General features: G+C 73.4%; 18 protein-coding genes and 1 pseudogene. 8 read left to right on the forward strand and 11 right to left on the reverse strand.

Annotation, left to right across the window (positions count from 1 at the left end; translation table 11 throughout):
- Window positions 1-372: 372 nt before the first annotated feature.
- Window positions 373-696, reverse strand: a complete 324-nt coding sequence (locus tag CG747_RS19520) for a putative quinol monooxygenase (protein ID WP_100603040.1) — start codon at window positions 694-696, stop codon at window positions 373-375.
- Between the two features lie 201 nt (window positions 697-897).
- Between CG747_RS19520 and CG747_RS19525 the strand changes: the two genes are divergently transcribed.
- The 8 genes from CG747_RS19525 to CG747_RS19560 all read left to right on the forward strand — a co-directional run bounded on the left by CG747_RS19525 (window position 898) and on the right by CG747_RS19560 (window position 8,092).
- A complete protein-coding gene (locus CG747_RS19525) occupies window positions 898-2,595 on the forward strand; it encodes a CocE/NonD family hydrolase (RefSeq protein ID WP_100603041.1) in 1,698 nt (565 codons plus the stop codon).
- Between the two features lie 144 nt (window positions 2,596-2,739).
- Window positions 2,740-3,651, forward strand: a complete 912-nt coding sequence (locus CG747_RS19530) for a universal stress protein (protein ID WP_100603042.1) — start codon at window positions 2,740-2,742, stop codon at window positions 3,649-3,651.
- Window positions 3,652-3,848: 197 nt separating this feature from the next.
- Complete coding sequence (locus CG747_RS19535) at window positions 3,849-4,538, forward strand: CBS domain-containing protein (protein WP_257980531.1); 690 nt, start codon at window positions 3,849-3,851, stop codon at window positions 4,536-4,538.
- Window positions 4,539-4,687: 149 nt separating this feature from the next.
- The gene (locus CG747_RS19540; RefSeq protein WP_100603044.1) at window positions 4,688-6,178 is read left to right on the forward strand and encodes an ATP-binding protein; all 1,491 of its coding nucleotides are present in this window, start codon (window positions 4,688-4,690) and stop codon (window positions 6,176-6,178) included.
- Window positions 6,179-6,298: 120 nt separating this feature from the next.
- Complete coding sequence (locus CG747_RS19545; RefSeq protein WP_100603155.1) at window positions 6,299-6,769, forward strand: Hsp20/alpha crystallin family protein; 471 nt, start codon at window positions 6,299-6,301, stop codon at window positions 6,767-6,769.
- Window positions 6,770-6,964: 195 nt separating this feature from the next.
- Complete coding sequence (locus tag CG747_RS19550; protein ID WP_100603045.1) at window positions 6,965-7,192, forward strand: DUF1918 domain-containing protein; 228 nt, start codon at window positions 6,965-6,967, stop codon at window positions 7,190-7,192.
- Between the two features lie 5 nt (window positions 7,193-7,197).
- Window positions 7,198-7,482, forward strand: coding sequence for a hypothetical protein (locus tag CG747_RS19555; RefSeq protein ID WP_100603046.1), 285 nt, complete (start codon window positions 7,198-7,200; stop codon window positions 7,480-7,482).
- Window positions 7,483-7,609: 127 nt separating this feature from the next.
- Window positions 7,610-8,092, forward strand: a complete 483-nt coding sequence (locus CG747_RS19560; protein WP_100603047.1) for an Hsp20/alpha crystallin family protein — start codon at window positions 7,610-7,612, stop codon at window positions 8,090-8,092.
- 347 nt (window positions 8,093-8,439) lie between these two features.
- Here the strand turns inward: CG747_RS19560 and CG747_RS19565 are convergent, their stop codons facing one another.
- The 10 genes and pseudogenes from CG747_RS19565 to CG747_RS19605 form a co-directional block, all read right to left on the reverse strand.
- Window positions 8,440-9,342 carry a glycosyltransferase family 2 protein gene (locus tag CG747_RS19565; protein WP_100603048.1) on the reverse strand — a complete coding sequence of 301 codons (903 nt, stop codon included), beginning with the start codon at window positions 9,340-9,342 and terminating at the stop codon, window positions 8,440-8,442.
- A 473-nt stretch (window positions 9,343-9,815) separates the two neighbouring features.
- Window positions 9,816-11,435, reverse strand: coding sequence for an ABC-F family ATP-binding cassette domain-containing protein (locus CG747_RS19570; RefSeq protein ID WP_100603049.1), 1,620 nt, complete (start codon window positions 11,433-11,435; stop codon window positions 9,816-9,818).
- A gap of 256 nt (window positions 11,436-11,691) precedes the next feature.
- A complete protein-coding gene (locus CG747_RS48820) occupies window positions 11,692-12,441 on the reverse strand; it encodes a class I SAM-dependent methyltransferase (RefSeq protein WP_219621491.1) in 750 nt (249 codons plus the stop codon).
- A 96-nt stretch (window positions 12,442-12,537) separates the two neighbouring features.
- Window positions 12,538-13,131 (reverse strand): annotated as a pseudogene (locus CG747_RS48825) (hypothetical protein); the annotation flags it as partial.
- Window positions 13,132-13,214: 83 nt separating this feature from the next.
- Window positions 13,215-14,228, reverse strand: a complete 1,014-nt coding sequence (locus CG747_RS19580; protein ID WP_100603051.1) for a DUF1259 domain-containing protein — start codon at window positions 14,226-14,228, stop codon at window positions 13,215-13,217.
- A gap of 207 nt (window positions 14,229-14,435) precedes the next feature.
- Window positions 14,436-14,882: a MarR family winged helix-turn-helix transcriptional regulator gene (locus tag CG747_RS19585; protein WP_100603052.1), complete on the reverse strand. Its 447-nt coding sequence runs from the start codon at window positions 14,880-14,882 to the stop codon at window positions 14,436-14,438.
- A 68-nt stretch (window positions 14,883-14,950) separates the two neighbouring features.
- The gene (gene asnB, locus CG747_RS19590; RefSeq protein WP_100603053.1) at window positions 14,951-16,795 is read right to left on the reverse strand and encodes an asparagine synthase (glutamine-hydrolyzing); all 1,845 of its coding nucleotides are present in this window, start codon (window positions 16,793-16,795) and stop codon (window positions 14,951-14,953) included.
- A 412-nt stretch (window positions 16,796-17,207) separates the two neighbouring features.
- Window positions 17,208-19,397, reverse strand: coding sequence for an FUSC family protein (locus tag CG747_RS19595; protein WP_257980555.1), 2,190 nt, complete (start codon window positions 19,395-19,397; stop codon window positions 17,208-17,210).
- A gap of 182 nt (window positions 19,398-19,579) precedes the next feature.
- A complete protein-coding gene (locus CG747_RS19600; protein ID WP_100603055.1) occupies window positions 19,580-20,524 on the reverse strand; it encodes an ornithine cyclodeaminase family protein in 945 nt (314 codons plus the stop codon).
- A 112-nt stretch (window positions 20,525-20,636) separates the two neighbouring features.
- A complete protein-coding gene (locus CG747_RS19605; RefSeq protein WP_100603056.1) occupies window positions 20,637-21,893 on the reverse strand; it encodes a chitinase in 1,257 nt (418 codons plus the stop codon).
- Window positions 21,894-21,922 lie beyond the last annotated feature (29 nt).

Genomic DNA, 21,922 nt, shown 5'->3' on the forward strand with positions numbered 1-21,922 from the left:
CCCAACTCGGCAGAGGCAGACCGCGATCAATCTCAGACTCTCGCTCCAGTCTCAGCATCCGCCACCCATCGCCGGATCGACCGGGCCGGGCCCTGGTCGTCGGATGCCGGTTCAAGTCCGGCCCGTGCAGCTCGATGCGCGGTAGTTCAAAGGCAGAACACGACGACGTGATGACTGACCCGCGCCCTCAAGTGTGCCGGCGTGTGCAGTGGGGTGGCATCCGAGGGCTCGGGGGCAGGCTACGCCCCCGGGCCCGCTCCCGCTTCCGGCCCTGCTTCCGGCTTCGGCTTCCTTTCCCCGTGGTGCACGCGGTCATGGCGAAGCGGCGGGCCGCCCCGGAGCGGCCCGCCGCTTCGCCGGGTCGTGCGGGGGTCAGCCGATGACGAGTTCGCCCATCGAGCTCCAGCCGTCCGCACCGGGGATCGTGGTGCTCACGATCTCGGGCGTGCGGCGCAGCAGCGGGCGCATCGCCTCCATGCCGGCGCGGAAGTGGTCGGAGTTCACGTGCGCCTCGCCCGCGTCGTCCTTGAACGCCTCGACCAGGACGTAGGTGTTCGGGTCCTCAAGGCTGCGCGACCACTCGTACCAGAGGTTGCCCGGCTCGTCCCGGGTGGCGCGGGTGAACGCGCTGACCTTCTCGGGCCACTCCTCGACATGTTCGGGCTTCACCGGAAACTTCACAACGATAAAGATCATCCAAGCACCCTAAACCATTTGCCTCATCTCTCGCATTTCGCCCCCTGGGGATCGCCCAAGTGGGCATCCCGAACCAGGGGTTACCGGAGAGTAATTTGGCTGATCATGATCTCGTCCAGGGTGGGCGCGCCGCCCTACGCTCCCGATCACCGCACCGGACGGACGCCACCGTGGCGCCGCGGTCAGACCCCTGGAGCAGCGATGGCGCGATCCCGCCGTACCGCAGACCACCCCCTCGGCCGACGACGAAGGGCGTCAACCTCCTTATGCGCGGCGGTGGTTGCCGCGTCGCTCGCCGTGGCCGTGTCCGCCGGTCCCGCCGCGGCGGCCGCCCGGCACCGGCCCGCGGCCGCCGCCCCCGGCACCACCGCCCCCGCGTTCCGACTGGCCGACCTCCCGATGAAGGACGGCACCGTCCTCAAGGCCGACGTCTTCACGCCCGCCCCCGGCACCCCCGGCGCCGACCGGAACGGCCACTACCCCCTGGTCGTCCAGCCGGCCAGCTGGGGCCAGAACGACCTGGAGTACGTGGCCCAGGGCCGGCAACTGGCCGCCGACGGCTACGTCGCGGTCACCTACACGGTGCGCGGCTTCTGGGGCTCCGGCGGGCAGATCGACGTCGCGGGCCCCAAGGACGTGGCCGACATCTCCGCGGTGATCGACTGGTCGCTCGCCCACACCCCGGCCGACCGGAGCCGCGTCGGCATGGTGGGACTCTCCCTGGGCGGCGGCCTCACCCTGCTGGGCGCCGCCTCCGACCCGCGGGTCAAGGCGGTCGCCTCGCTCAGCGGCTGGGCCGACCTGGCCGACTCGCTCTACAGCGGGCAGACCCGCCACCTCCAGGCCGCCGGACTCCTCGCCGCCATCCAGGCACCGACCGGCCGCCGCAGCCCCGAGTTCGCCCGGATGCTGGCGGACCTCTTCGCCGACCGCGACCTGCCCCGCGTCGTCCAGTGGGCCCGCACCCGGTCCCCGGCCGCCTACGTGGACCGCATCAACGCCCACGGCACCGCCGTCTTCCTCGCCAACGCGTGGGGCGACAGCATCTTCAACCCCGGCCAGATGACCTCCTTCTACCAGCGGCTGACCGGGCCCAAGCGGCTCGAACTGCGCCCCGGGGACCACGCCACCCAGGAAGTGACCAGCCTGCTCGGGCTGCCGAACGCCACCTGGGCGAGCGCACGGCAGTGGCTCGACCACCACCTCAAGGGCGCCGGCGGCCCCGGCGGGCCGCGCCAGGGCGTGGAACTGGAGGTCCGGCCGGGCGGCGGGGAGGAGAACTACCCGAACTGGCAGGCCGTCAGTTCCCGGACCGACCACCTGCGGCTGGGCCGCCCCGATGCCCACGGCACCGGCACGCTCGGCGAACCGGCCGGGACCGGCGCGGCCGGCACCGGCTGGTGGCGGCCGGTGTCCGGCGGCACCGACTCGGGCGCCGACGGCGGCATCGCCGAGCTGTCCGGGCTGCTCGACCAGGTCGTCGGCCTGCCGCCGACCGTCGTCGTCCCGCTCCTGCCCCGGAGCGCCGCCGCGGTCTGGCAGTCGGCGCCGTACCCGACCGCCCGGCACCTCCGAGGCGCCGCGCGGCTGCACACCGCCGTCACCGCGTCCGCCCCGCAGGGCACCGCCTTCGCCTACCTCTACGACGTGAACGCCCTGGGCGTGGGCAAGCTGATCGCACACGCCCCGCAGAGCTGGTCCGGCAAGCGGCCCGGGCACGCCTTCCCGCTCGATGTCACGCTCTTCCCCACCGCGTACGACCTGCCCGCCGGGCACCGGCTCGCCCTGGTCCTGGACACCGCGGACCCGCTGTACGGCGGCAGCACCCCGCGGGGGAGCGGCGTCTCGTTCGGCTCGCCGGCGGACGGCCCCGCCGAGCTCGCGGTGCCGCTGCGGTGAGGGGCCTTGCCGCCCGCCCGCGGCGGCCCGGGCCGTTCGGCCCCCGCGCGGTGCCCACCGGCCCACTGGCCCCGCGCCGCGCGGACGCGCACGCTCGATAGCGCGGGGCGAGCGCTCCGCCATCGGACGTGTCGAGGGACAGCCATGGAGCCGGAGATCATCACCGCCGGGCTCGACGGCTCGGCGGAGGGCCTGGCGGCGGCACACTGGGCCGCCGACGAGGCACACCGGCGGGGAGCCGTGCTGCGGCTGCTGCACGCCTGGATCCTGCTGGCCGCCCAGGCGCCGGACACCGCCCCCGAGCGGGACCAGAACATCTACGCCCGCCGGGTCCTCCAGGAGGCCACGGACGCGGTCCGGGACCGCCATCCGCACCTGCGGATCATCGAGGACCTGGTGGGCGACGAGCCGGAACCGGCGCTGCTGCGGGCCTCGGCGGAGTCCCGGCTGCTGGTGCTGGGGTCGCGGGCCCTCTCGGCGTGGGAGAGCTTCGTCCTCGGCGACGTCAGCCTGAGCGTGGTGGCCCGGGCCGCGGGCCCGGTCGTCCTGGTGCGGGCCGGCGGGCCGGGCCCGCGGGACGGCACGCGACCGCCGACCCAGGAGCCGCCGGACGGCCCTGTGAAGGCCACCGGACCGCGGGTGGTGGCCGGGCTCGGCCTCGGCGGGCCCGCCGAGCACCTGCTGGCGTTCGCCTTCGACGCGGCGGCCGGCCGCGGGGTCCTGCTCCAGGTGGTGCACGGCCACCCGCTCCCCGTGCAGGTCTACACCCCGTGGGGCGTGGACCCGGACGCCGCGGGCGAGGTGACCGCCGCGACGGAACGCGAGCTGGACGACGTCCTCCGCCCGTGGCGCGTGCGGTTCCCGGGCGTACCGGTGCAGCGGACCGTGCTGCCGGACAGCCCGGCCCGGGCCGTCGTCGAGGCCGCCCCGGGAGCCGGGCTCCTGGTCGTCGGCCGCCGGCGGCACCATCGCCTGCCGGCGCCCCGGATCGGGGCCGTCGCCCATGCCGCCATCCACCATGTGGTCTGCCCCGTTGCCGTCGTTCCGCACGACTAGGGCCCCATGGGACGGGGGACCCGGCCCGGTGGATCAGCGGCGGACCGGCCCCGGACGGGCCGCGCGGCGGTGCGCCGTCGCGCTTCACGGGTCCGGTACGCCGTTCGGGCGCGCGACGCGGGATCATGAAGGCAGGAATCCGGGCGCATCCGTCCGGGACCGACAGATTGCCGTACATCCGGAGGTAGTGGCCCACCATGAGGCACCGCAGAGTGGCCGACCTGATGACCCCCAACGCCGTCACCGTCCAACGGGGCACCCTGTTCCGGGAGATCGCGCGGCTGCTCGACGAGTACGACATCACCGCCGTACCGGTCGTCGACGACGACGGGCGACCGGTGGGGGTGGTGTCCGAGGCCGATCTGCTGCGCCGGCAGCTCTCCAAGGCCGGGGCCGCCACCGCCGAGGCGATCATGACCAGCCCGGCCGTGGTGGCGCGGCCGGGCTGGAGTGTCGTCGAGGCGGCCCGGACGATGGAGCAGCGCAAGGTCAAGCGGCTGCCCGTGGTCGACGACAGCGGCCGGCTCATCGGCGTGATCAGCCGCAGTGACCTGGTCCAGCTGTTCCTGCGGCGTGACCGGGCGATCCAGGAGGAGATCCTGGAGGAGGTGCTGACCCGCACGCTCGGCGTCGCACCGTCCGCGGTCACCGTCGCCGTCACCGACGGCACCGTGACACTCATCGGCGCGCTGGAGCGCAGGAGCCTGGTCCCGATCGCGGTCCGGCTCTGCGAGAGCGTGGACGGGGTGATCGAGGTGATCGACCGACTCACCTTCGAACGGGACGACCTCTCCCTGGACGACGCCTCCAGGGACGACGCCGTCCAGGACCGCGGCGCACCGGACGGCATCGCCCGGTCCGGCCAGCCGGCGCCCGAACCGGGCTGACGGGGCCGCCCGCCCGGTGCCCCCGGACGGCCCACCGGGCCGGGCGGCGACCGGCGGCCGGAGGTGTACTTGACCCACAGCCACCCATCCGGAGAGCGAGGTCGGCCGCCGGTCGCCGCCGGCGGTCCGTGAACGAGGGGAGCGGGCCCGTGTCGCCACCGGACGCCACTGCCCTTCCGGCCCGGCCGGACCGGATGTTCGACCGTGCCGACGAGTGGACGGACCTCGTGGGCTTCGCCTGCGAGCCGAGCCCCGGGCCCACCCTCGCGCTGGTCTCGGGGCAGCGCAGGCAGGGCAAGACCTTCCTGCTGGAGGCGGTGAGCCAGGCCACCGGCGGCTTCTACTTCGACGGGCAGGCGGCGGCCGAGGCGGAATCCCTGCGCCGCCTGGCCGAGCGGCTCGCCGAGCACACCGGCACGGCGCGGCCGGCGCACTGGCACCGCTGGGACGAGGCGGCCGAGGCGCTGTTCGCGCTGGGCGACGAGCGGCCGGCACCGGTGATCCTCGACGACTTCCCCGAACTCGTCGGGCACAGCCCCGCGCTCCCCTCGGTCCTGCACTGCGCCTACCTCCGCATGCGCCAGGAGCGCCCGGACAACCGCACCCGCTTCATCCTCAGCGGCGCCAGCCCAGCCGTCATCCGCCGTCTCTTCGCCGGCCCGTCCTCGCTGCACGCGGTGGCCTCCCTGGAGGTGGCGGTACGGCCGTTCGGCTTCCGCAAGGCGGCCCGCTTCTGGGGCATCCGGGCGCCCCGGCTCGCGGTGCAGGTGCACGCCGTCGTCGGCGGCACCCCCGCCTACCGCGGCGACCTGGTCTGCGACGACGTGCCCGCCGGCCCGGACGACTTCGACGCCTGGGTGTGCCGGACCGTCCTCAACCCCCGGGTGCCGCTGTTCTGGGAGGCCCGCCACCTGCTGGAACAGGAGGGCGACTACGCCGACCGCGCCCTGTGCCACTCGGCGCTGGTCGCCATCGCCGGCGGCCGCTCCACCCCCGGCGGTATCGCCGACCGCCTCGGCGCCTCGCTGCACGACATCAGCCACGTCCTGGCCGTGATGCACAAGCACGGACTGCTGCACGGCGAACCCGACGCGTTCCGGCCGGGACTGACCCGCTACCGCATCGCCGAGCCGCTGCTGGCCTTCGAGCACGCCATCGCCTGGCCGCACCGCGCCGCACTGGAACAGGAGGAGCCGTCCGCCGTCTGGCGCCGGATCCGCCCGGATTTCGACGCCACGGTGGCCGCGCCGCACTTCGCCCAGCTCTGCCGGGACTGGGCCACCCGGTGCGCGGCCTGGGACACCTTCGGCGGCGAGGTGAGCACGGCGGTCCGCGGGACCGTCCCCGAGCCGGAGGGGAACACCCGGCTCGACGCGGAGGTGGTGGTCCGCGGTACGGCCGACGGACGGCCGGGGGTGCTGCTGTCGGTCGGGCTGGCCCGTTGGAACGAGGTGATGGACGCCCCGCACCTGGAGCGGCTGCGCCGGATCCTCGCCCTCCTCACCGCGTCCGGCGAGGACACCGCCCAGGCCGTGCCGGCCTGCTACAGCGGTGTCGGCTTCGGCCCGGAGCTGCGCGCCGCGGAGGCCAAGGGCGAGGTCCTGCTGATCGGCACCGACCGGCTCTACCACGGCGAGTGACCACCGCCCGCTGACGCTCCGTCAGCGGCCCGGGGCCCGTCCGGGTCGCGCCGGTGCGCCGACGGTGCCCAGCATGGAGGGAGCAGAAGCGTTCTGCGGCCCGTACGGGAGGTGACCCTGATGGATCTGCCCATCCGCCACCGGTCCGGCACCCTGGAGGAGCGCGGGCGGGGCTGGCCCGGGGCCATGGCCGAGTTCCAGGAGATCTTCGACCGGATGAACCACTTCCTGGAGTCCGCCTCGTCCACCCCGGCCCTGACCGGGACGATCGCCTTCGCCCCGCCGGCCGACCTGCACGAGACCGACACGGCCTACGTCGTCGAGTGCGAACTGCCGGGGATCGCCCGCGAGGACATCGACGTCGAGGTCGGCGAACACGAGGTGAGCATCACCGGGGAGCTCAAGGGGTGCGAGCGGGAGGGATCGCTGCGCCGCCGCGGTCGCCCCACCGGGAAGTTCGCGTACCGGGCGCTGCTGCCGGTGGACGTCAAGGCGGACGAGGTGACCGCCGCGCTCGCGAACGGTGTCCTCACGGTCACGGTCCCGAAGGCGCGGCCCGCCACGCCGCGGCACGTCGAGATCGAGGGCTGAACCGCCGGGGCGCGGTGCGGCGTCGCCGCCGACCGGTGACCGCGTACCGCGCCGCCGAGGTCCCGCCGCCAGGGCCGGCCGGCCGCCTTCCCCATGCGGTCCGCGGCCGGGTACGCACACTGGAAGGAGGCGGGACGCGCGCCCCGGCCGGGCGCGCGCACAGAGTCACGGCAGTGCAGGGAAGGGTGAGCGGCGATGCAGGCGCACAAGGGAGACGTACTGCGCTTCACCGGGCGCGCGGTGGGCCGTCCGGAGCACCGGGCCACGGTGGTCGAGGTGCTCGGGCCCAATGGCGAACCTCCGTACCGGGTGCGGTACGAGGACGGCCACGAGACGGAGATCTTCCCCGGACCGGGCTGCGTCCCCGAGAGTGCCACCGAGGGCCGGCCGGCGCGGTCCGACGCGCTCCGGCACGGGGCGTAGTTCCCATGGGACGGAAAGCGGCGGCCCGCCGCCGGCACCGGACGGCACGCGCCGGCTCCGGGCGCCCGGGTCGCAGTGGAAACCCGGCCCGTATCGACGAGCCGGGGCGGCCGGGCCGCACCGGGGAACCGGGCGGCACCGGCAGATCGGCCACCACGGGGATCTCGGATGCGGCCGGTGGCATCGACGCGTCGGCCGACGCGGCCCCCGGCGGCCGACTGCCGCCGCGCCAGGAGCCGAAGCCGAAGCGCCCGGTCCGCACGATCCGGGTGCCCGGCCTGTTCGGCTGAACCGGCGGCCCGGCTGCCGGAGTCGCCGGTCCCGGCCCGGGCGCGCAGCATGGAACCAGGCACGCGTTCCAGGCAGGCGTCCGCGTCATGCCTGGCCCGACATCCTCGTTTCGCGGAGGTGACCGCGATGAACATGCCCGCGCGACACCGGCCCGGCAGCCTCCTGGAGCAGGTTCTGCCGCCGTTGAACTGGGGCGAGCCGATCGCCTCGGAGTTCGACGACCTCTACGAGCGGATGGGCCGCCTGCTGGAGTCCGCCGGCGGCGGGGCCGCACTCGGCGCGCGGACCCACTGGGCGCCGCTGGCGGACCTGCACGAGACCGACAACGCCTACGTCATCGAGGCGGAACTGCCCGGGGTGCAGCGCGACGACATCGACGTCGAGATCGACAACCGGGAACTGCGCATCAGCGGCGAGCACAGGCAGTGCGAGCGGGAGGGCGTACTGCGCCGCACCACCCGCCGGACCGGCCAGTTCGAGTTCCGCGCGGCGCTGCCCGTCGACGTCAGGACCGATGAGGTCACGGCGAACCTGACGGACGGGGTGCTGACCGTGACCGTCCCCAAGGCGGAGGCCGCGACACCGCGCCACATCGAGATCACGGACTGACGCGGGGCACAGCCGTCCGGCAGTCACCGGACCGTCAGCCCAACCAGCTTGCAGCACAAGCCACTTGACGCGCCGCCTCCCTGCGGTCCGACCGCCCCCCCAGGTGTCGGTCGCCCCGGCACGGAGGCGCCGCGACGCCCGGACGACGCCCCGTACCCCGCGTACGGTCCCCGGTCGCTCGCCTGCTCCGCGCTGCACCACCTCGAAGACCCTGCTGGAGACCGGCGACACGCTTCCCGAGCCCGAGCCGCAGCGGGCGTGAGGACGGAAACCGGGTGCCGAGGCGACCGGATGACGGTCCGGCACCGCACGCCCGGCTCCCCGCCGCCGGGCTCAGGCCGCCGGGCTCAGGCCACCGGCGCGGCCCGGTGGCGGCCGGCGAGCGCCCGGGCGGCGAGTTCGAAGCGCAGCGCGCACTCGTGCCGGCCCTGGACCGGGCCGGCCGGATCGATGGCCGGTTCGAACGCCCGCTGCAGCACGACCACCAGGTCGTCGTGCTTGGCGGTGAAGTAGGCGAGGTTGCGGCGCCATTGGCGGTGCCGCGTCGGGGAGGCCGGCGCCCGGTGCAGGTGGTAGACCGCCGCCTCGGTGGCGTAGCGCAGGCGCAGGCCGCGCCGGGTGAGCCGGAAGCCCAGTTCGGCGTCCTCCAGCCCCCAGCCGACGAACGCCTCGTCGAAGCCGCCGGCGGCCACCAGATGGCTCCGCCGGACCGAGGCGTTGCACGCCCACAGGTAGTGCCAGGCGGTCTCCAGTCCGGCCAGTTCGCAGTCGAACGCCTCCAGCACCGGTTCCCGTTCGTCGCCCCGCACGACCGGCGGCAGGGCCTCGAAGCTGAACTCGTAGCGCAGCCGCTCCCGGTCGACCGGCCCGTCCCCCAACTGGAACCGCCGACCGACCACCATCAGATCGTCGCCCTGGGCATGGGCCCGGGCGTGCTCGGCGAGGAACGTCGGCGCCACCACCTGGTCCGCGTCGAGGAGCACGACGAGGTCGCCGCCCGCCTGTGCCAGTCCGAGGTTGCGGGCCCGGGCGCGGCCGGAGGCGGGGGAGCGCGGCTCGTACACGTAACAGAGGTCGAGACCGGCCGGGAGCGCGGCGACCATCCGGTCCGTGCCGTCGGCCGAGCCGTCGTCCACCACGATCACCTCGGCCGAGTGCTCCGCGTCGAGCGACTGACGGGCCAGGGACAGCAGGCACAACTCCAGCGCGTCCCGGGCGCGGTAGGCGGGGATGACGACACTGATCCTCATGCTCCGGTGGGCCTCATTCCTCGACGGGCGGCAGCCTGGTGAAGGAAATCCATGACCGATGCTTACCCGGAGTCATGGCGGCGCCCACGGCTTCGACGGTTCCGGGGGTGCGCTGATGGCTGCCGGGGTGCGTGGCGTGATGCGGGTGACGCGGGAAGTGAACCACTGGGTCAAGAAGAGGGTCAACGGCACTCTTCCGGGTGGGAGCCGACCCCGCCTTGACGCGAACGAATTCCGTGCGGTAGGGCGCCCGCACGGCGTGTCGCCCGCACACCTGAGGCCGGTGAGGCGCGGGTACGGTCCTGAGGCGCGCGCATGCGGCGACGGTCGCTCCACGAGGACGTCCGCCAAGGCCGGGCCCCGCGCCGCGCCGTCCCGCCGCCGCCCGAACGGCCCAGCGGAAACCGGCCCGAACACGGCCGAGAAGTCCGCCCCACGGATGAGGCGGACCTCAACCACCGTGCCCCGTGGGGCTATCGGCGCCGCTCCACCCGCGGCTCGTCCCACACCGGCTCCGGGGTCTCGCGGACCCTGCCGTCCTGCCCGAAGACCAGGTACCGGTCGAACGACCGGGCGAACCAGCGGTCGTGCGTGACCACCACCGCCGTTCCCTCGTACGCCTCCAGGCCCTTCTGCAGCGCCTCGGCCGACTCCAGGTCCAGGTTGTCCGTCGGCTCGTCCAGCAGCAGCGCGGTCGCCCCGCCGCTCTCCAGCAGCAGGATCTGGAACCGGGCCTGTTGCCCACCGGACAGCTTCTCGAACGGCTTGTCGCCGTGCCGGTCGAGCTCGTACCGGCGCAGTGCGCTCATCGCCGGCCCTCGGCTCTGCGCGTGCTCGGTCCAGAGGATGTCGACGAGCGTGCGCCCCAGCAGCTCCGGTCGCGCGTGGGTCTGCGCGAAGTGCCCCGGCACCACCCGGGCACCCAGCTTCCACTGGCCGGTGTGCGCGACCTCCTCGCCCGCCAGCAGCCGCAGGAAGTGCGACTTTCCCGACCCGTTGGAGCCCAGGACGGCGACCCGCTCCCCGTAGAAGATCTCCAGGTCGAACGGTTTCATCAGCCTGGTCAGCTCCAGCCGCTGACAGGTCATCGCCCGGACGCCGGTGCGGCCGCCCTTGAGCCGCATGGTGATCTTCTGCGGCCGCGGCGGCTCGGGCGGCGGGCCGATCTCCTCGAACTTCTGCAACCGCGTCTGCGCCGCGTGGTACCGCGACGCCATCTCGTCGCTGCGCGAGGCGTACTGCCGCATGTCGACCACGAGCCGCTTCAGCTGGGCGTGCTTCTCGTCCCACCGCCGCCGCAGTTCCTCGAACCGCTCGAACCGCTCCGCCCGCGCCTCGTGGTACGTCGCGAAGCCACTGCCGTGCACCCACACGTCGCTGCCCGCCGGTCCGGGCTCCACGCTCACGATCCGCTGCGTGGCGCGCGCCAGCAGCTCCCGGTCGTGCGAGACGAACAGCACCGTCTTGCGGGTCTCCCGCAACTGCACCTCAAGCCACTGCTTCCCGGGCACATCGAGGTAGTTGTCCGGCTCGTCGAGCAGCAGCACCTCGTCCGGCCCCCGGAGCAGCGCCTCCAGCACCAACCGCTTCTGCTCCCCGCCGGAGAGCGTCCGCACCGCCCGCCACTGCGCCTTCTCGTACGGGATCCCCAACGCGGACATCGTGCACATGTCCCAGACCGTCTCGGCCTCGTACCCGCGGGCCTCCGCCCAGTCGCTCAGTGCCTGGGCGTACTGCATCTGCGCGGTCTCGTCGTCCCGCTCCATGATGGCCAGTTCGGCCTCGTCGACGGCGTGGGCCGCGTGCCGGATGCGTTCCGGCGCCACCGAGACGAGCAGATCGCGCACGGTCCGCTCGTCGCGCACCGACCCGACGAACTGGGGCATCACCCCCAGGCCCCCGCTGACCGTCACCGACCCGCCGTGGGGCTTCAACTCGCCCGAGATCAGGCGCAACAGCGTGGTCTTTCCCGCGCCGTTCGCCCCGACGAGGGCGGTGACCGCCCCCTCGCCCACCCGGAAGGAAGCGTCGTCGAGCAGCACCCGGCCGTCCGGCAGGTAGTACTCCACGTGCGCGACTTCTACATGCCCCATGAATCGGCCCAAACTGAGAAATCGAGAAAACCAAAGAACATTGCACCGGACGCCGCGCGAGCACCGGCGTCCCCGCAGGCGTGGACGCGGCCCGCTTTGTCACTGTATCGGAAGGGGGAACAGCGCCCCGCGCGGCGAACTCCCGCTGCACTCTTCCCTGTACGGCGCCCTGTGGCCATGCGGATTTCCCCGCGGGACCGGATACCGGCCATCTCGCCGGCGGACCGGGAAGGCGGCCGGCGCTCGCCCTCCGCCCTTACCCGCCCTCGCCCGCGGGCTTCTCCCAGACGGACACGTGCCGGTGGCTCTCGCTCGTGAACGGTGCGCCCGCCCACCCGTCCCACCGCTCCCGCAACCGCAGCCCGGCGAGCTGCGCCATCAGATCGAGTTCCGCCGGCCAGACGTACCGGAAGGGGATCGACTCGTAGGTGCCGTGCCCGTCGACCACGTCGACGTAGTTCGAACTCATCGCCTGGGTGGCGACGTCGTAGACATCGAACGCCCACCGTGTCGGGCTGACGTGGAACGGTACGGCGTTCTGCCCCGGCGGGAGCTTCCGCAACTCGGGGACCATCACCTCGATGACGAAGCAACCGCCCGGCTCCAGGTGCGCCGCGACATTGCGGAAACAGGCGACCTGCGCCTGCTGGGACGTCAGATTCATGATCGTGTTGAAGACCAGGTAGGCGACGGAGAACGTCCCGTCCACCCGCGTGGTCGCGAAGTCGCCGATCGTCACGCCGATGCCGTCGCCACCCGGCTTGGCCCGCATCCGGGCGACCATCGCCCGCGACATGTCGATGCCGTGGACCGGGACGCCGCGGCCCGCCAACGGCAGTGCGATCCGCCCGGTCCCGATGCCCAGCTCCAGGGCCCGCCCCCGGTCGGCGAGCCGGGTCAGGACCTCGACGGCCGGATCCACCGCATCCGCCGCGAACATCTCCGCCGACGACTCGTCATAGGTCGCCGCGACGCTCTTCCCGAAGTAACCGTCCTCGTCGTCCATGGCCGGACGGTACTGCGCCTGGCACCCGCCCCGCCCGCCATTTTCCGCTCGACGGGAGCGAGTACGCCGACGATGACCGCCGCGGGCCGAGGTGACCGCACGGGCCGCGACGCCGAGTTCATCGGCGGCCCGGCGGGCGAAGGCCACGGCCCGCTCGTGATGCCGGGCCACCACGACCGCCTCCGTCACCTCCCGCACCGCGCACAGGGCCCACAGCTGCGTCCACGCCTGCGGCCCGGCCCCCACCAGCGCGGTGCGGACCGGTCCGGGCCGGGCCGCCGCGTCCACCGCCACGGCACCGATCGCCCCCGTCCGCCGCGGTCCCAGCTCGGCGCCGTGCACCACGGCCCGCAGGCGGCCGTCCGCCGTGCTCCAGACGGCGACCAGCTGCTCCGCGCCGACGAAGGTGTCGTAGGAGCGGAAGCCGAACAGCTGCCGGGACGGCAGATGGCCCGCGGTGACCACCAGGTCGCCGTCCCCGAGCCCGGCCCGGACCCGGGGCGGCGCCTCCAGGTCGCCGTGGTGCGCGGCCAGCAGCGCCGCACGCACGGCCCGGACCGCGGTCGGGGCGTCCAGATGGGCGCGGACATCGTCGTCGTCGAGCAGCAGCACGGACACCCGCGGATCCCTTCGCCGGGAGAGCACAGACGGTACGAGGACCACTGTGCCGGTCGGATGCCGTGCGGGCATCGGGCTTTCGCCCTACGCCCGCGTCCAGCCGCGTGCGCCCTGCGCGCTACGTCCGCGTCCTCCCGTCGGCGGCGGGTTCCCGGTCAGGCCCCCGCCGGGGTGACGTTGGTCGCGTCCAGCACGGTCCGCAGGGCGCGGGCGAGGTGGACGGCGTCGCCGACCGCCCAGACGTGTACGAAGAACAGGCGGGGTTTGTCCCTCAGGCCGTGGTTGTGGAGTTCGACGAGCTTGACACCGGCCTTCCGGAGCAGCCGCAGGACGCGTTGGACCTCGTCGGCGACCATGCAGCAGTCCGCGCTGAGCGCGGCCCGGCCGTTGCCCAGCGGCTGGAAGTTGAAGGCGCTGGTCGATCCCAGGCCGGGAGGCAGCAGCCGGTCTCCGTCGGAGATCTTCTCCCGGCGGACGAAGATGCACTTGTAGATCCCGTCGTCGCCGGATCCCTTGGCGCCCAAGGCGTGGTCGATCCCGTCGGTGTCCAGATCGTCGGGCTTGGCCTGGTCGGACGCCCTGGGGTGCGGGGCGCCGGTGCCCTCGAACGCGGCGTGGATGCCGCGTGCCAGGGCCACCGGATCCTGGCCGTGCCCGTGCACGTGGAGCCACCAGACGTCGGGCGTCTGCGACAGCAGGTGCTTGTGCAGCGCGGTCACGCCGATGCGGTGCTCCTGCAAGGTGTCGACGAAGCCCTGTAGTTCGTGTTCGGTCACCACCACGTCGCCCATCAGCAGGTTGCTGTGGTCGGTGTAGCGGACGAAGGAGATGTGCGAGCCCAGGGCGAGGGACGGTTTGACGTGGACGTGGTGGGAGAACACCCGGAGGTCCCGACGGGGGAACCCGCTGTGGTACATGACCTTGTGCTTCATGTCGCCGGGTCCGCCCAGGACCTTGGCCACCTCCTTCCAGTCGGAGAGGGTGGTGTGGACCGGCTTGATCAGCTTCTGTGCGGCGGGCGCGAGCGACTCGCCGGGCCGGGCGGCGGGACGGGCCCGAGCCGGGGTGGGCGCCGCGGCCAGCAGCGGGGCGAGGGCCGCTGCGGCCAGCACGCGCCGCCGCGGGGTTACCGCGAGCGAGTCGGTGATCTGCTGTCGGTCTCCAGCCATTACGTGAGCACCTCCACGACGACCATCACGAGGAAGTTGGAAGCATGACGGATCTGATGCCCCGTCAGCTCGTCATGAGGGGCCAGCTGGGCTAACACGATCATCGTGACGGGTGAGCGGGCGGGCGCAGGGCGGTCGGTGACGGCCCGTCGGACCAAGGGCCGGCGGCCGGCTTCTGGGAGGACCGGGCCGCGCTCCGCAGGTCGTTCAGGACCCGTCGGCCGGTCGGTCCCCGGCCTCCGCGAGCCGGCGCAGCAGCGGTTCCACTTCGACCAGCCGGCGGATCTCGTCCGGCCGGAGCGCGGTGAGGCGCCGGGCGAGCACCTGCGCCTCACCGCGGGCGACGTCCGCCAGTGTCGCGGTGCCCTGCTCGGTGAGCAGGACCCGGCTGGCGCGCCGGTCCTTCGGGTCGGCCTCCCGGCGCACCAGGCCCGCCGACTCCAGGCCGAGGACCGCGGCGGTGGCGGTCGGTTGGGAGCAGGGCACCCACTGCGCGATCTCCCCGATCCGGGACGGCCCGCGCTGGGTCAGCAGCGCCAGTACGGCGATATGGGTCAGCTGGATGCTGTCCGCCGTGGCGGACCTGCGCAGGCTCCGGGTGAGCCGGTGCAGCGAGATCACCAGTTGCAGTGCCGCGTCGTCACCGATCGTCATCGCCCACCCATCGCCTGCCGTACCGGATCCGGTCCGCGGCGGAATCCCTGCTCAGGGCCCGCCGTGGATCAAGAGAGCGTAATGGCGGGGGAGTACATCTCCAACCACAGGGCCAGGTCCAGCGTCCGTTCGAGGCCGCGTCGTGACGCCTGGGTGATCTGCGGTGCCTCGTGGTCCGCCGCGCGCTTGAGCCAGTCGCGGTCGACGAGGTCGAAGACCTGGTGCGAGGGGCGCGCCAGCAGGTCCTTGGCGTGCTCCTGGAGCGCGACCGCGTACTGCGGGTCCTGGGTGGAGGGGTACGGGCTCTTCACCCGGTCGTACACCGACCGGGGCAGCACGTCGGCGGTGGCCTCGCGCAGCAGGCTCTTCTCCCGTCCGTCGAAGGACTTCAGGGACCACGGGGCGTTGTAGACGTACTCGACGAGGCGGTGGTCGCAGAACGGGACCCGCACCTCCAGCCCGACGGCCATGCTCGCCCGGTCCTTGCGGTCCAGGAGGATCCGGACGAAGCGCGTCAGGTGCAGGTAGCAGATCTTCCGCATCCGGAACTCGAAGTCGCTCTCGCCGTCGAGCCGTTCGACGTCCCGGACGGCGCGGTCGTAGCCGTCCTGGATGTAGGTGCCGAGGTCGAGGGCGCCGGTGACGTCGGCGGTGAGGATGTTGCCGTCGTCGCCGAAGTCCTGGGTGAAGCGGACGAGCCAGGGGAAGGTGTCGGCGGTGCGGGCCGCCTCGTCGAAGAACTGCTTGTACCCGCCGAAGACCTCGTCGGCCGACTCGCCGGACAGCGCCACCGTCGAGTGCTCGCGGATCGCCTTGAACAGCAGGTACAGGGAGGCGTCCATGTCGCCCAGGCCCATCGGGAGGTCGCGGGCGCGCAGCATCTTGGCGCGGACGTCGAGGTCGGCCAGGGCGGTGGAGTCCAGCACGATGTCCTGGTGCTCGGTGCCGGCGAGCCGGGCGACGTCGTGCACGAAGGGCGTGTCGGGGGTGGCGCGCAGGTCGTCGGCGACGAAGTTCTCGGTCCGGCCGACGAAGTCGACGGCGAAGCTCCGCACCGTCTCGCCCACGTCGGCCAGCTGACGGGCCGCCAGTGCGGTCATCGCGGAGGAGTCCAGCCCGCCGGACAGCAGGGTGCAGCGCGGTACGTCGGAGACCAGCTGGCGGCGGACGATGTCGTCGAGCAGGGTCCGGACGTGGCCGATCGAGGTCTCGCGGTCGTCCTGGTGCGCCCGGGTCCGCAGCGACCAGTAGGTGTGCCGGCGCAGCCCGTCGGCGTCGACGGTGACCACCGTGCCCGGCTCGACCTCGCGCATGCCGTCCCACACGGCGTGCCCGGGCGTCTTGACGAAGGCGAACAGTTCGCGCAGGCCGTCCAGGCCGACCCGCCGCTCGGCGAGCGGGTTGGCGAGGATCGCCTTGGGCTCGGAGCCGAACAGTATGCCGTCGGCGGTGGGGTAGTAGTAGAACGGCTTGATGCCCATCCGGTCGCGGATCATCACCAGCCGTCGGCGCTGCTCGTCCCAGACGGCGAACGCGAACATCCCGTTGAGGCGTTCGGCGACCGCCTCGCCCCACTCCAGGTAGCCGCGCAGCACCACCTCGGTGTCCGAGTCGGTGGTGAAGCGGTGGCTTTTTCCGGCGAGTTCGTTGCGCAGTTCGCCGAAGTTGTAGGTCTCGCCGGAGTAGACGATGACGACCTGGCTGCCGTCGGGGCGCTCGGCGGTCATCGGCTGCCGTCCACCGGGCAGGTCGATGATCGCGAGGCGGCGGTGGCCGAGTGCGGCCGGACCCCGCACCCAGGTGCCGCGGTCGTCGGGGCCGCGGCAGGACATCGTCTCGGTCATCGCGTCCACGGTCTCCTGCTCGGAGCGCAGATCGCGGTCGAAGGAAATCCAGCCGGTGATGCCGCACATGCCATGTCCTCCTGCTCCGAACCCTGGGGCCGCCGGTGCCGCGGGTCGCGGGAGGCGCCGCGGCGGGCCGGGGATGCGGGAGGGCGGGCAACGCCGAAGATCGGTGGCCCGGCTCACTCCGCCAGAGTCAGTTGTATCGAGCACCTATGTAACGAGGGTGTGCCTGGGGAGCCCCTCGCGTCAACCGGGGCGTAACGGGAGAGGGGGCGTGCCGGGACGCGCCGCGGCGCGCGGGAGGCGCCGACGATCTCCCGTGAGGCGGATCCGACCTGCGGTTTCGAGGCGGGGGAGCGGCGCGGGCGGCCCGTGTGGAGGGCGGGGCGCCCTACGGGGACGAGGGAAAGGTTTTACCGGGAGGTGACGGAAGAGGGGCGGGCACCGGGCCGCGCCCGCCCGATGCCCGCTGCCCGCGTCAGATGCTCTTCCGCTTGGTCCGCCCGCTCACCGGCACGTCCAGGGCACGGGCGATACCCACCACGCCCTCGTCGAGACGCTGCAGGTGCCGCAGCACACGGAAGGTGACGGTGTGCGACGGCGGCACCGGGGAGCCGTCCGCGTCCAGCAGCGACGCGATGCTGGCGCCCGCCTCCACCTCGCCGTCGGCCGGCTCCTCCTTCACCCGGGCGGAGATCAGGTCGATGTTGCGCGCGATGCGCCGGCCGACGCGTTCCAGCCGGGGGTCGGCCGCCACCGAACGGCTGGACGGCAGGACTTCGGCCGTCGCCGCCAGCGACCGGGCGTGGTAGGCGCAGGTCTCCAGGAGCGCCACCAGATACCGCGCGGTCTGCCGGCGCACCCGCAGCGGGGTGATCGGATGCACCAGCGGCTGGGTGGAGCCGCGCAGGTCGTTCAGGGCGGTGTCCAGATCGCGCGCCAGGGTCAGCAGGTCCGCCGCCGGACCGCCGGAGAGCTGCGCCACCGCCGCCGACACCGCCTCCCGCAACCGGTCCAGGACGGCACCCAGGTGCTCGTCGGTCCGCCGGTCGGTGTGCACCGGCAGGACCAGCGCCGCGGCGATGATCCCGCACGCCGCGCCCAGCGCGGTCTCCTCGATGCGCAGCACCAGCGTCGCGACGCTGTAGGTGTTGAGGAGGGTGTAGAGCAGGCCGAGCATCGCGGTGACGAAGAACGACATCAGCGCGTACGACAGCGGCGCGGTGAAGAACATCCCGAAGACGCAGAGCAGCACCAGGGCGAACGCCGTCCAGGTGTGGTTGCCCACCAGCCCGGCCAGCGCCACACCGGCGACCACGCCGAGCACCGTGCCCAGCAGCCGGCGGTAGCCCTTGACCAGGACCTCGCCCGTGGAGGCGGTGTTCAGGAACACCACCCAGCAGGTCAGCACCGCCCAGTACCAGCGCTGGGTGGACAGGAACTCGCCGCCGACGATGGCCAGCGCGGAGCCCGCCGCGACCTGGAACGCGGCCCGGGTGGTGGGCCGCTGCAGGCCGGTGCGCTCGTCCTCCTCGCCCTCCTCGTCCTCCGCCACACCGACTATCGCCAGGTCCTCGGCGTCGAACTCCTCCCGCGAGCGGGTGGTGGCGGAGGTGTCGTCGGACTCGTCCTGCGGCCCGTCCAGCGCCAGTCGCAGACCCAGCACCGCGCGGGCGGCCTCACCGAGCGCGCGGAAGGCGTCCTGGACGGCCATCGAACCGCGCGGCAGGTCCTCCTCGTCGCGGTAGCCGAGCAGCCGGTTGCGTACGTGGGCCAGGGCGGTGCCGCGGTCCCCGGGCGCCCGGCGGGCCACCAGCAGCCCCAGCGCGTCGAGGTCCCGGCGGAGGGTGGCCACGGCGTCGCCCTCGGACTGCATGCGGTTCGCGGTGGCCGGTACCGGGGCGTGCGGCAGGTGCAGGGTGAGGGTGTCGGTGCGCTCCGCGCTGCGCGCGTTGAGCAGCGTCATCCCCAGGCGTTCGGCGGCGATCTCGGCGTCCGCGATCCGGCGCTGGAGCAGTGCGGCGGTGGCGGAGTCGCGGGTGCCCTCCTCCAGGCGGCCCTGGATCATCAGCGCCGTCTCGTGCAGCCGGGCGGTGTGCCGCCGCAGGTCGTCGAGGACGCCGTCCAACTCCTCGGGCCCGGTGTCCACCAGCTCCCGGTGGGTCGCCACCAGTTGGGCCAGGCGGGCCCGGAACGCCTCCCGCAGCCGGCTCAGGGTGCGTTCGGGGGTGTCGGGGAAGACCGCGAACCGGACCACCGCGCTGCACACGAACGCGACGGTCAGCGTCAGGAACAGCTCCGGCAGCGTTGGCGCGGTGGCGTGCACGAACAGCGAGAGGAAGTAGACCTGAAAGCCGATCAGGCCCAGTGCCGTTCCGCGGTCGCCGAACCGGCGGGCGTAGGCGGCACCGAAGATCAGCGCGATGAAGAACAGGTCGCCGGCGATGATCCGGTTGTGCAGCACCGCCCCCAGCCCCACCGCGGCCAGGGCCACCGGCAGGCCCAGGGCGAGGGTGACGGCCTGACCGCGCACCTCCTTCTCCCGGATGGCGAAGGTCGCGACCATCGCGGCCATGGCCCCCGCGACCAGGAGCGTGACGCCGGTGCCGAGCAGGGCCAGGACGACGAGGGTCAGCACGATCGCCCCCACCGTGCGTAGCCCGGCCATCAGCCGGAGCAGTCCCGGGTCCGACGCCGCGAAGCGGTTCCACGTGCCGGTAACGGTCCGTCGTATTGCTGCCTTCACGCTGCCGTACGCTCCCCATCTTTGGCATCGACCGAGGTCACGCGCCTCGGCCGGGCGCCCCCAGCATTGCACGAGGATCGTCGGAACGGCCGGTGAGTGTGCCGTCAGGTGGCTTCGTACGCGGCGCCCGCGACCGCGAGGTCCTCCCAGGCCATGCCGACGCTCTTGAAGAGGCGGGGGCGGTCCGGGGCCACGGTGGCGGCTCCGGCGGCCAGTCCGGCGAGCGTCACCAGCGCCTCCCGGGCGAGCCGGCCGCTCTCCAGCTCCGGGATGAGGTCGCCGGCTTCGCGGGCCGCGGCGGACCGGGACTCGACCACCACCGTGCTGCGCAGCACGGTGGTGCCGTCCACCTCGCGGCTGCCGCGCTCGTGGGAGCCGACCGCGGTCACCGTGGCGTGCGGCGGGAGCAGGGCGCCGTCGAACAGCGGGGTGCGGGCGGTGGTGCAGCAGGCGACCAGGTCGGCGCCGGCGACGGCGGAGGGCTCGCCGGCCCGCACGGTGAGCCCGGTGTCCCGGCGGGCCGCCGCGACGAACCGCTCGACGTTCGCGGGGGTGCGTCCCACCACCGTGACGTGGCTGAGCGGACGCACCGCGCGCAGCGCGTCCAGGTGGCCGCGGGCCTGCGGGCCGGTGCCGAACACCACCAGGCGGCCGGCCTCGGGAACGGCGAGCAGGTCGGCGGCGAGGGCGGACACCGCGGCGGTGCGCACGGTGGTGAGCGCGATGCCGTCGAGCAGCGCGAGCGGGGCGAGGGTCGGGGCGTCGAAGAGCAGGTACTGGCCCTGTACGCGGGGCAGTCCGGCGGCCGGGTTGTCGCGGGCGACGGTGGCGACCTTGACGCCCGCGTACCGGCTGCGGTGCGCGGGCATCAGCAGCAGCTGTCCGTGTTCGACGGGCACGATGGTGCGCGGCGGATCGGCTTCGGGGTCCGGCCCGTCGCGCAGTGCGGCGCGGAGTGCGTCGACGGCCGCGGCCATCGGCAGCGCGCGCAGCAGTTCGGTCTCGTCGATGGTCCGGGGCGGGTGGGGGACCGGGGGAGTGGCGCTCATACCGCCGAGTCTGCCCCGGTCGGCTGCCGGGATGCGTGAGCTTCGGCGCATCGGAGGTGCGGGGTCGCGGGAGGAGGGAGGAGCGGCCCGGCGGACCGCTCCTCCCTGTGGGTCAGCAGGCGCCCAGGTCCTGCCAGACCCCCGAGCCGCCGGTGGACGGGGCCTCGCCCTGGGTCCACCACCGGGCCTTCCAGGTGTGGCCGTTGGAGGAGACGGTGTCACCGCCGACGTAGACCGTCCCCGCGCTGTAGGGACTGGCGGCGCAGCTGCCGCCCGGGGGTGTGGTGGGCGGCGGGGTGGTCGGGGGTGTGGTGGGCGGGGTGGCGCCGGCGAACTTCACCGAGAACTTGGTGAAGTCCCAGGCACCCTGCGGGACGCTGCTGCAGGTGCCGGAGGTCCGGCCGTTGTTGTCCGGTGGGGTGCACTGCCGGTCCCGGTTCACGGACCAGTTGGTGAAGCGCGCCATGTGGTGGGAGGTGGCGAAGTCCAGCACGGTCTGGAAGTCCGCCTGGGTGAAGAACTCCCCGGTGTCGCTGCGCCCGTTCATCTGCGAGATGCCCTCGTGGGCGTAGGCGGTGGCCTCGTCCCAGCCGAAGGTGGACCGCAGTACGGCGTTGAAGTTGGTCAGTGCGGAGGTCTGGGCGGCGGCGCCGTTGAAGCCGCCGTCGAACGGCATGATGGAGAAGTTGTCCGGGACGAAGGACTGGGACTTGGCCTCGTTCAGCATCTGCTTGCCGAACCAGCCGGTGCCGTCGGCGGTCCCGGCGGTGGTGACGGAAAGGTAGAGGCCGGGGTTCTTCTGCTGGAGGATCTTGGCGGCGCCGATCTCGTTGTGGATGGCCGCGGTGTTCTCGTACTCCGGCTCCTCCAGGTCGAAGTCGAGTGCCTTGAGGCCGTACTTGTCGATGACCTGTTGGTAGGCGGCGGCGGTCGCCTCGGGCGTGCCGCATGCCTGGCCCAGCTTGGTGCCGTTGTAGCCGCCGATGGACGCGGAGACGTCGCCGCCCTTGGCGCGGATCGCGGAGATCACCCCGGTCACCGCGGTGTCCGAGGCCACCGGGTGGAGGCCGTCCCAGGTCGGCGAGCAGCCGCCGCCGTTGGGCGCGAGGATGAAGGCGAGTTGGAACGCCTTGAGGCCGGTGGCGTCCATCACCGCGCCGGCGTCCGGCGGGTCGTTGTCGAGCGGCATGAGGTAGGGCGCCGCCGCGTACCAGTTGGCGCCCAGGGCCGTGGGGGCCGGGGCGGTCGCCGCGGCGGAGGACTGCGGCGCGGTGCGGTGGCCGGTGGCGAGCGCCGTGCCGGCGGCGCCCAGCGCGAGTGCGGCCGTCGCGAGCGCGGCGGCGAGAGTTCTGACGTGACGAGGTGGCACTTGACCTCCACGAGCCGACGAGGGGGGTG

This window comes from Streptomyces sp. CB02959 (genome assembly GCF_002803155.1).
In the GTDB taxonomy this organism is placed as follows: Bacteria; Actinomycetota; Actinomycetes; order Streptomycetales; family Streptomycetaceae; genus Streptomyces.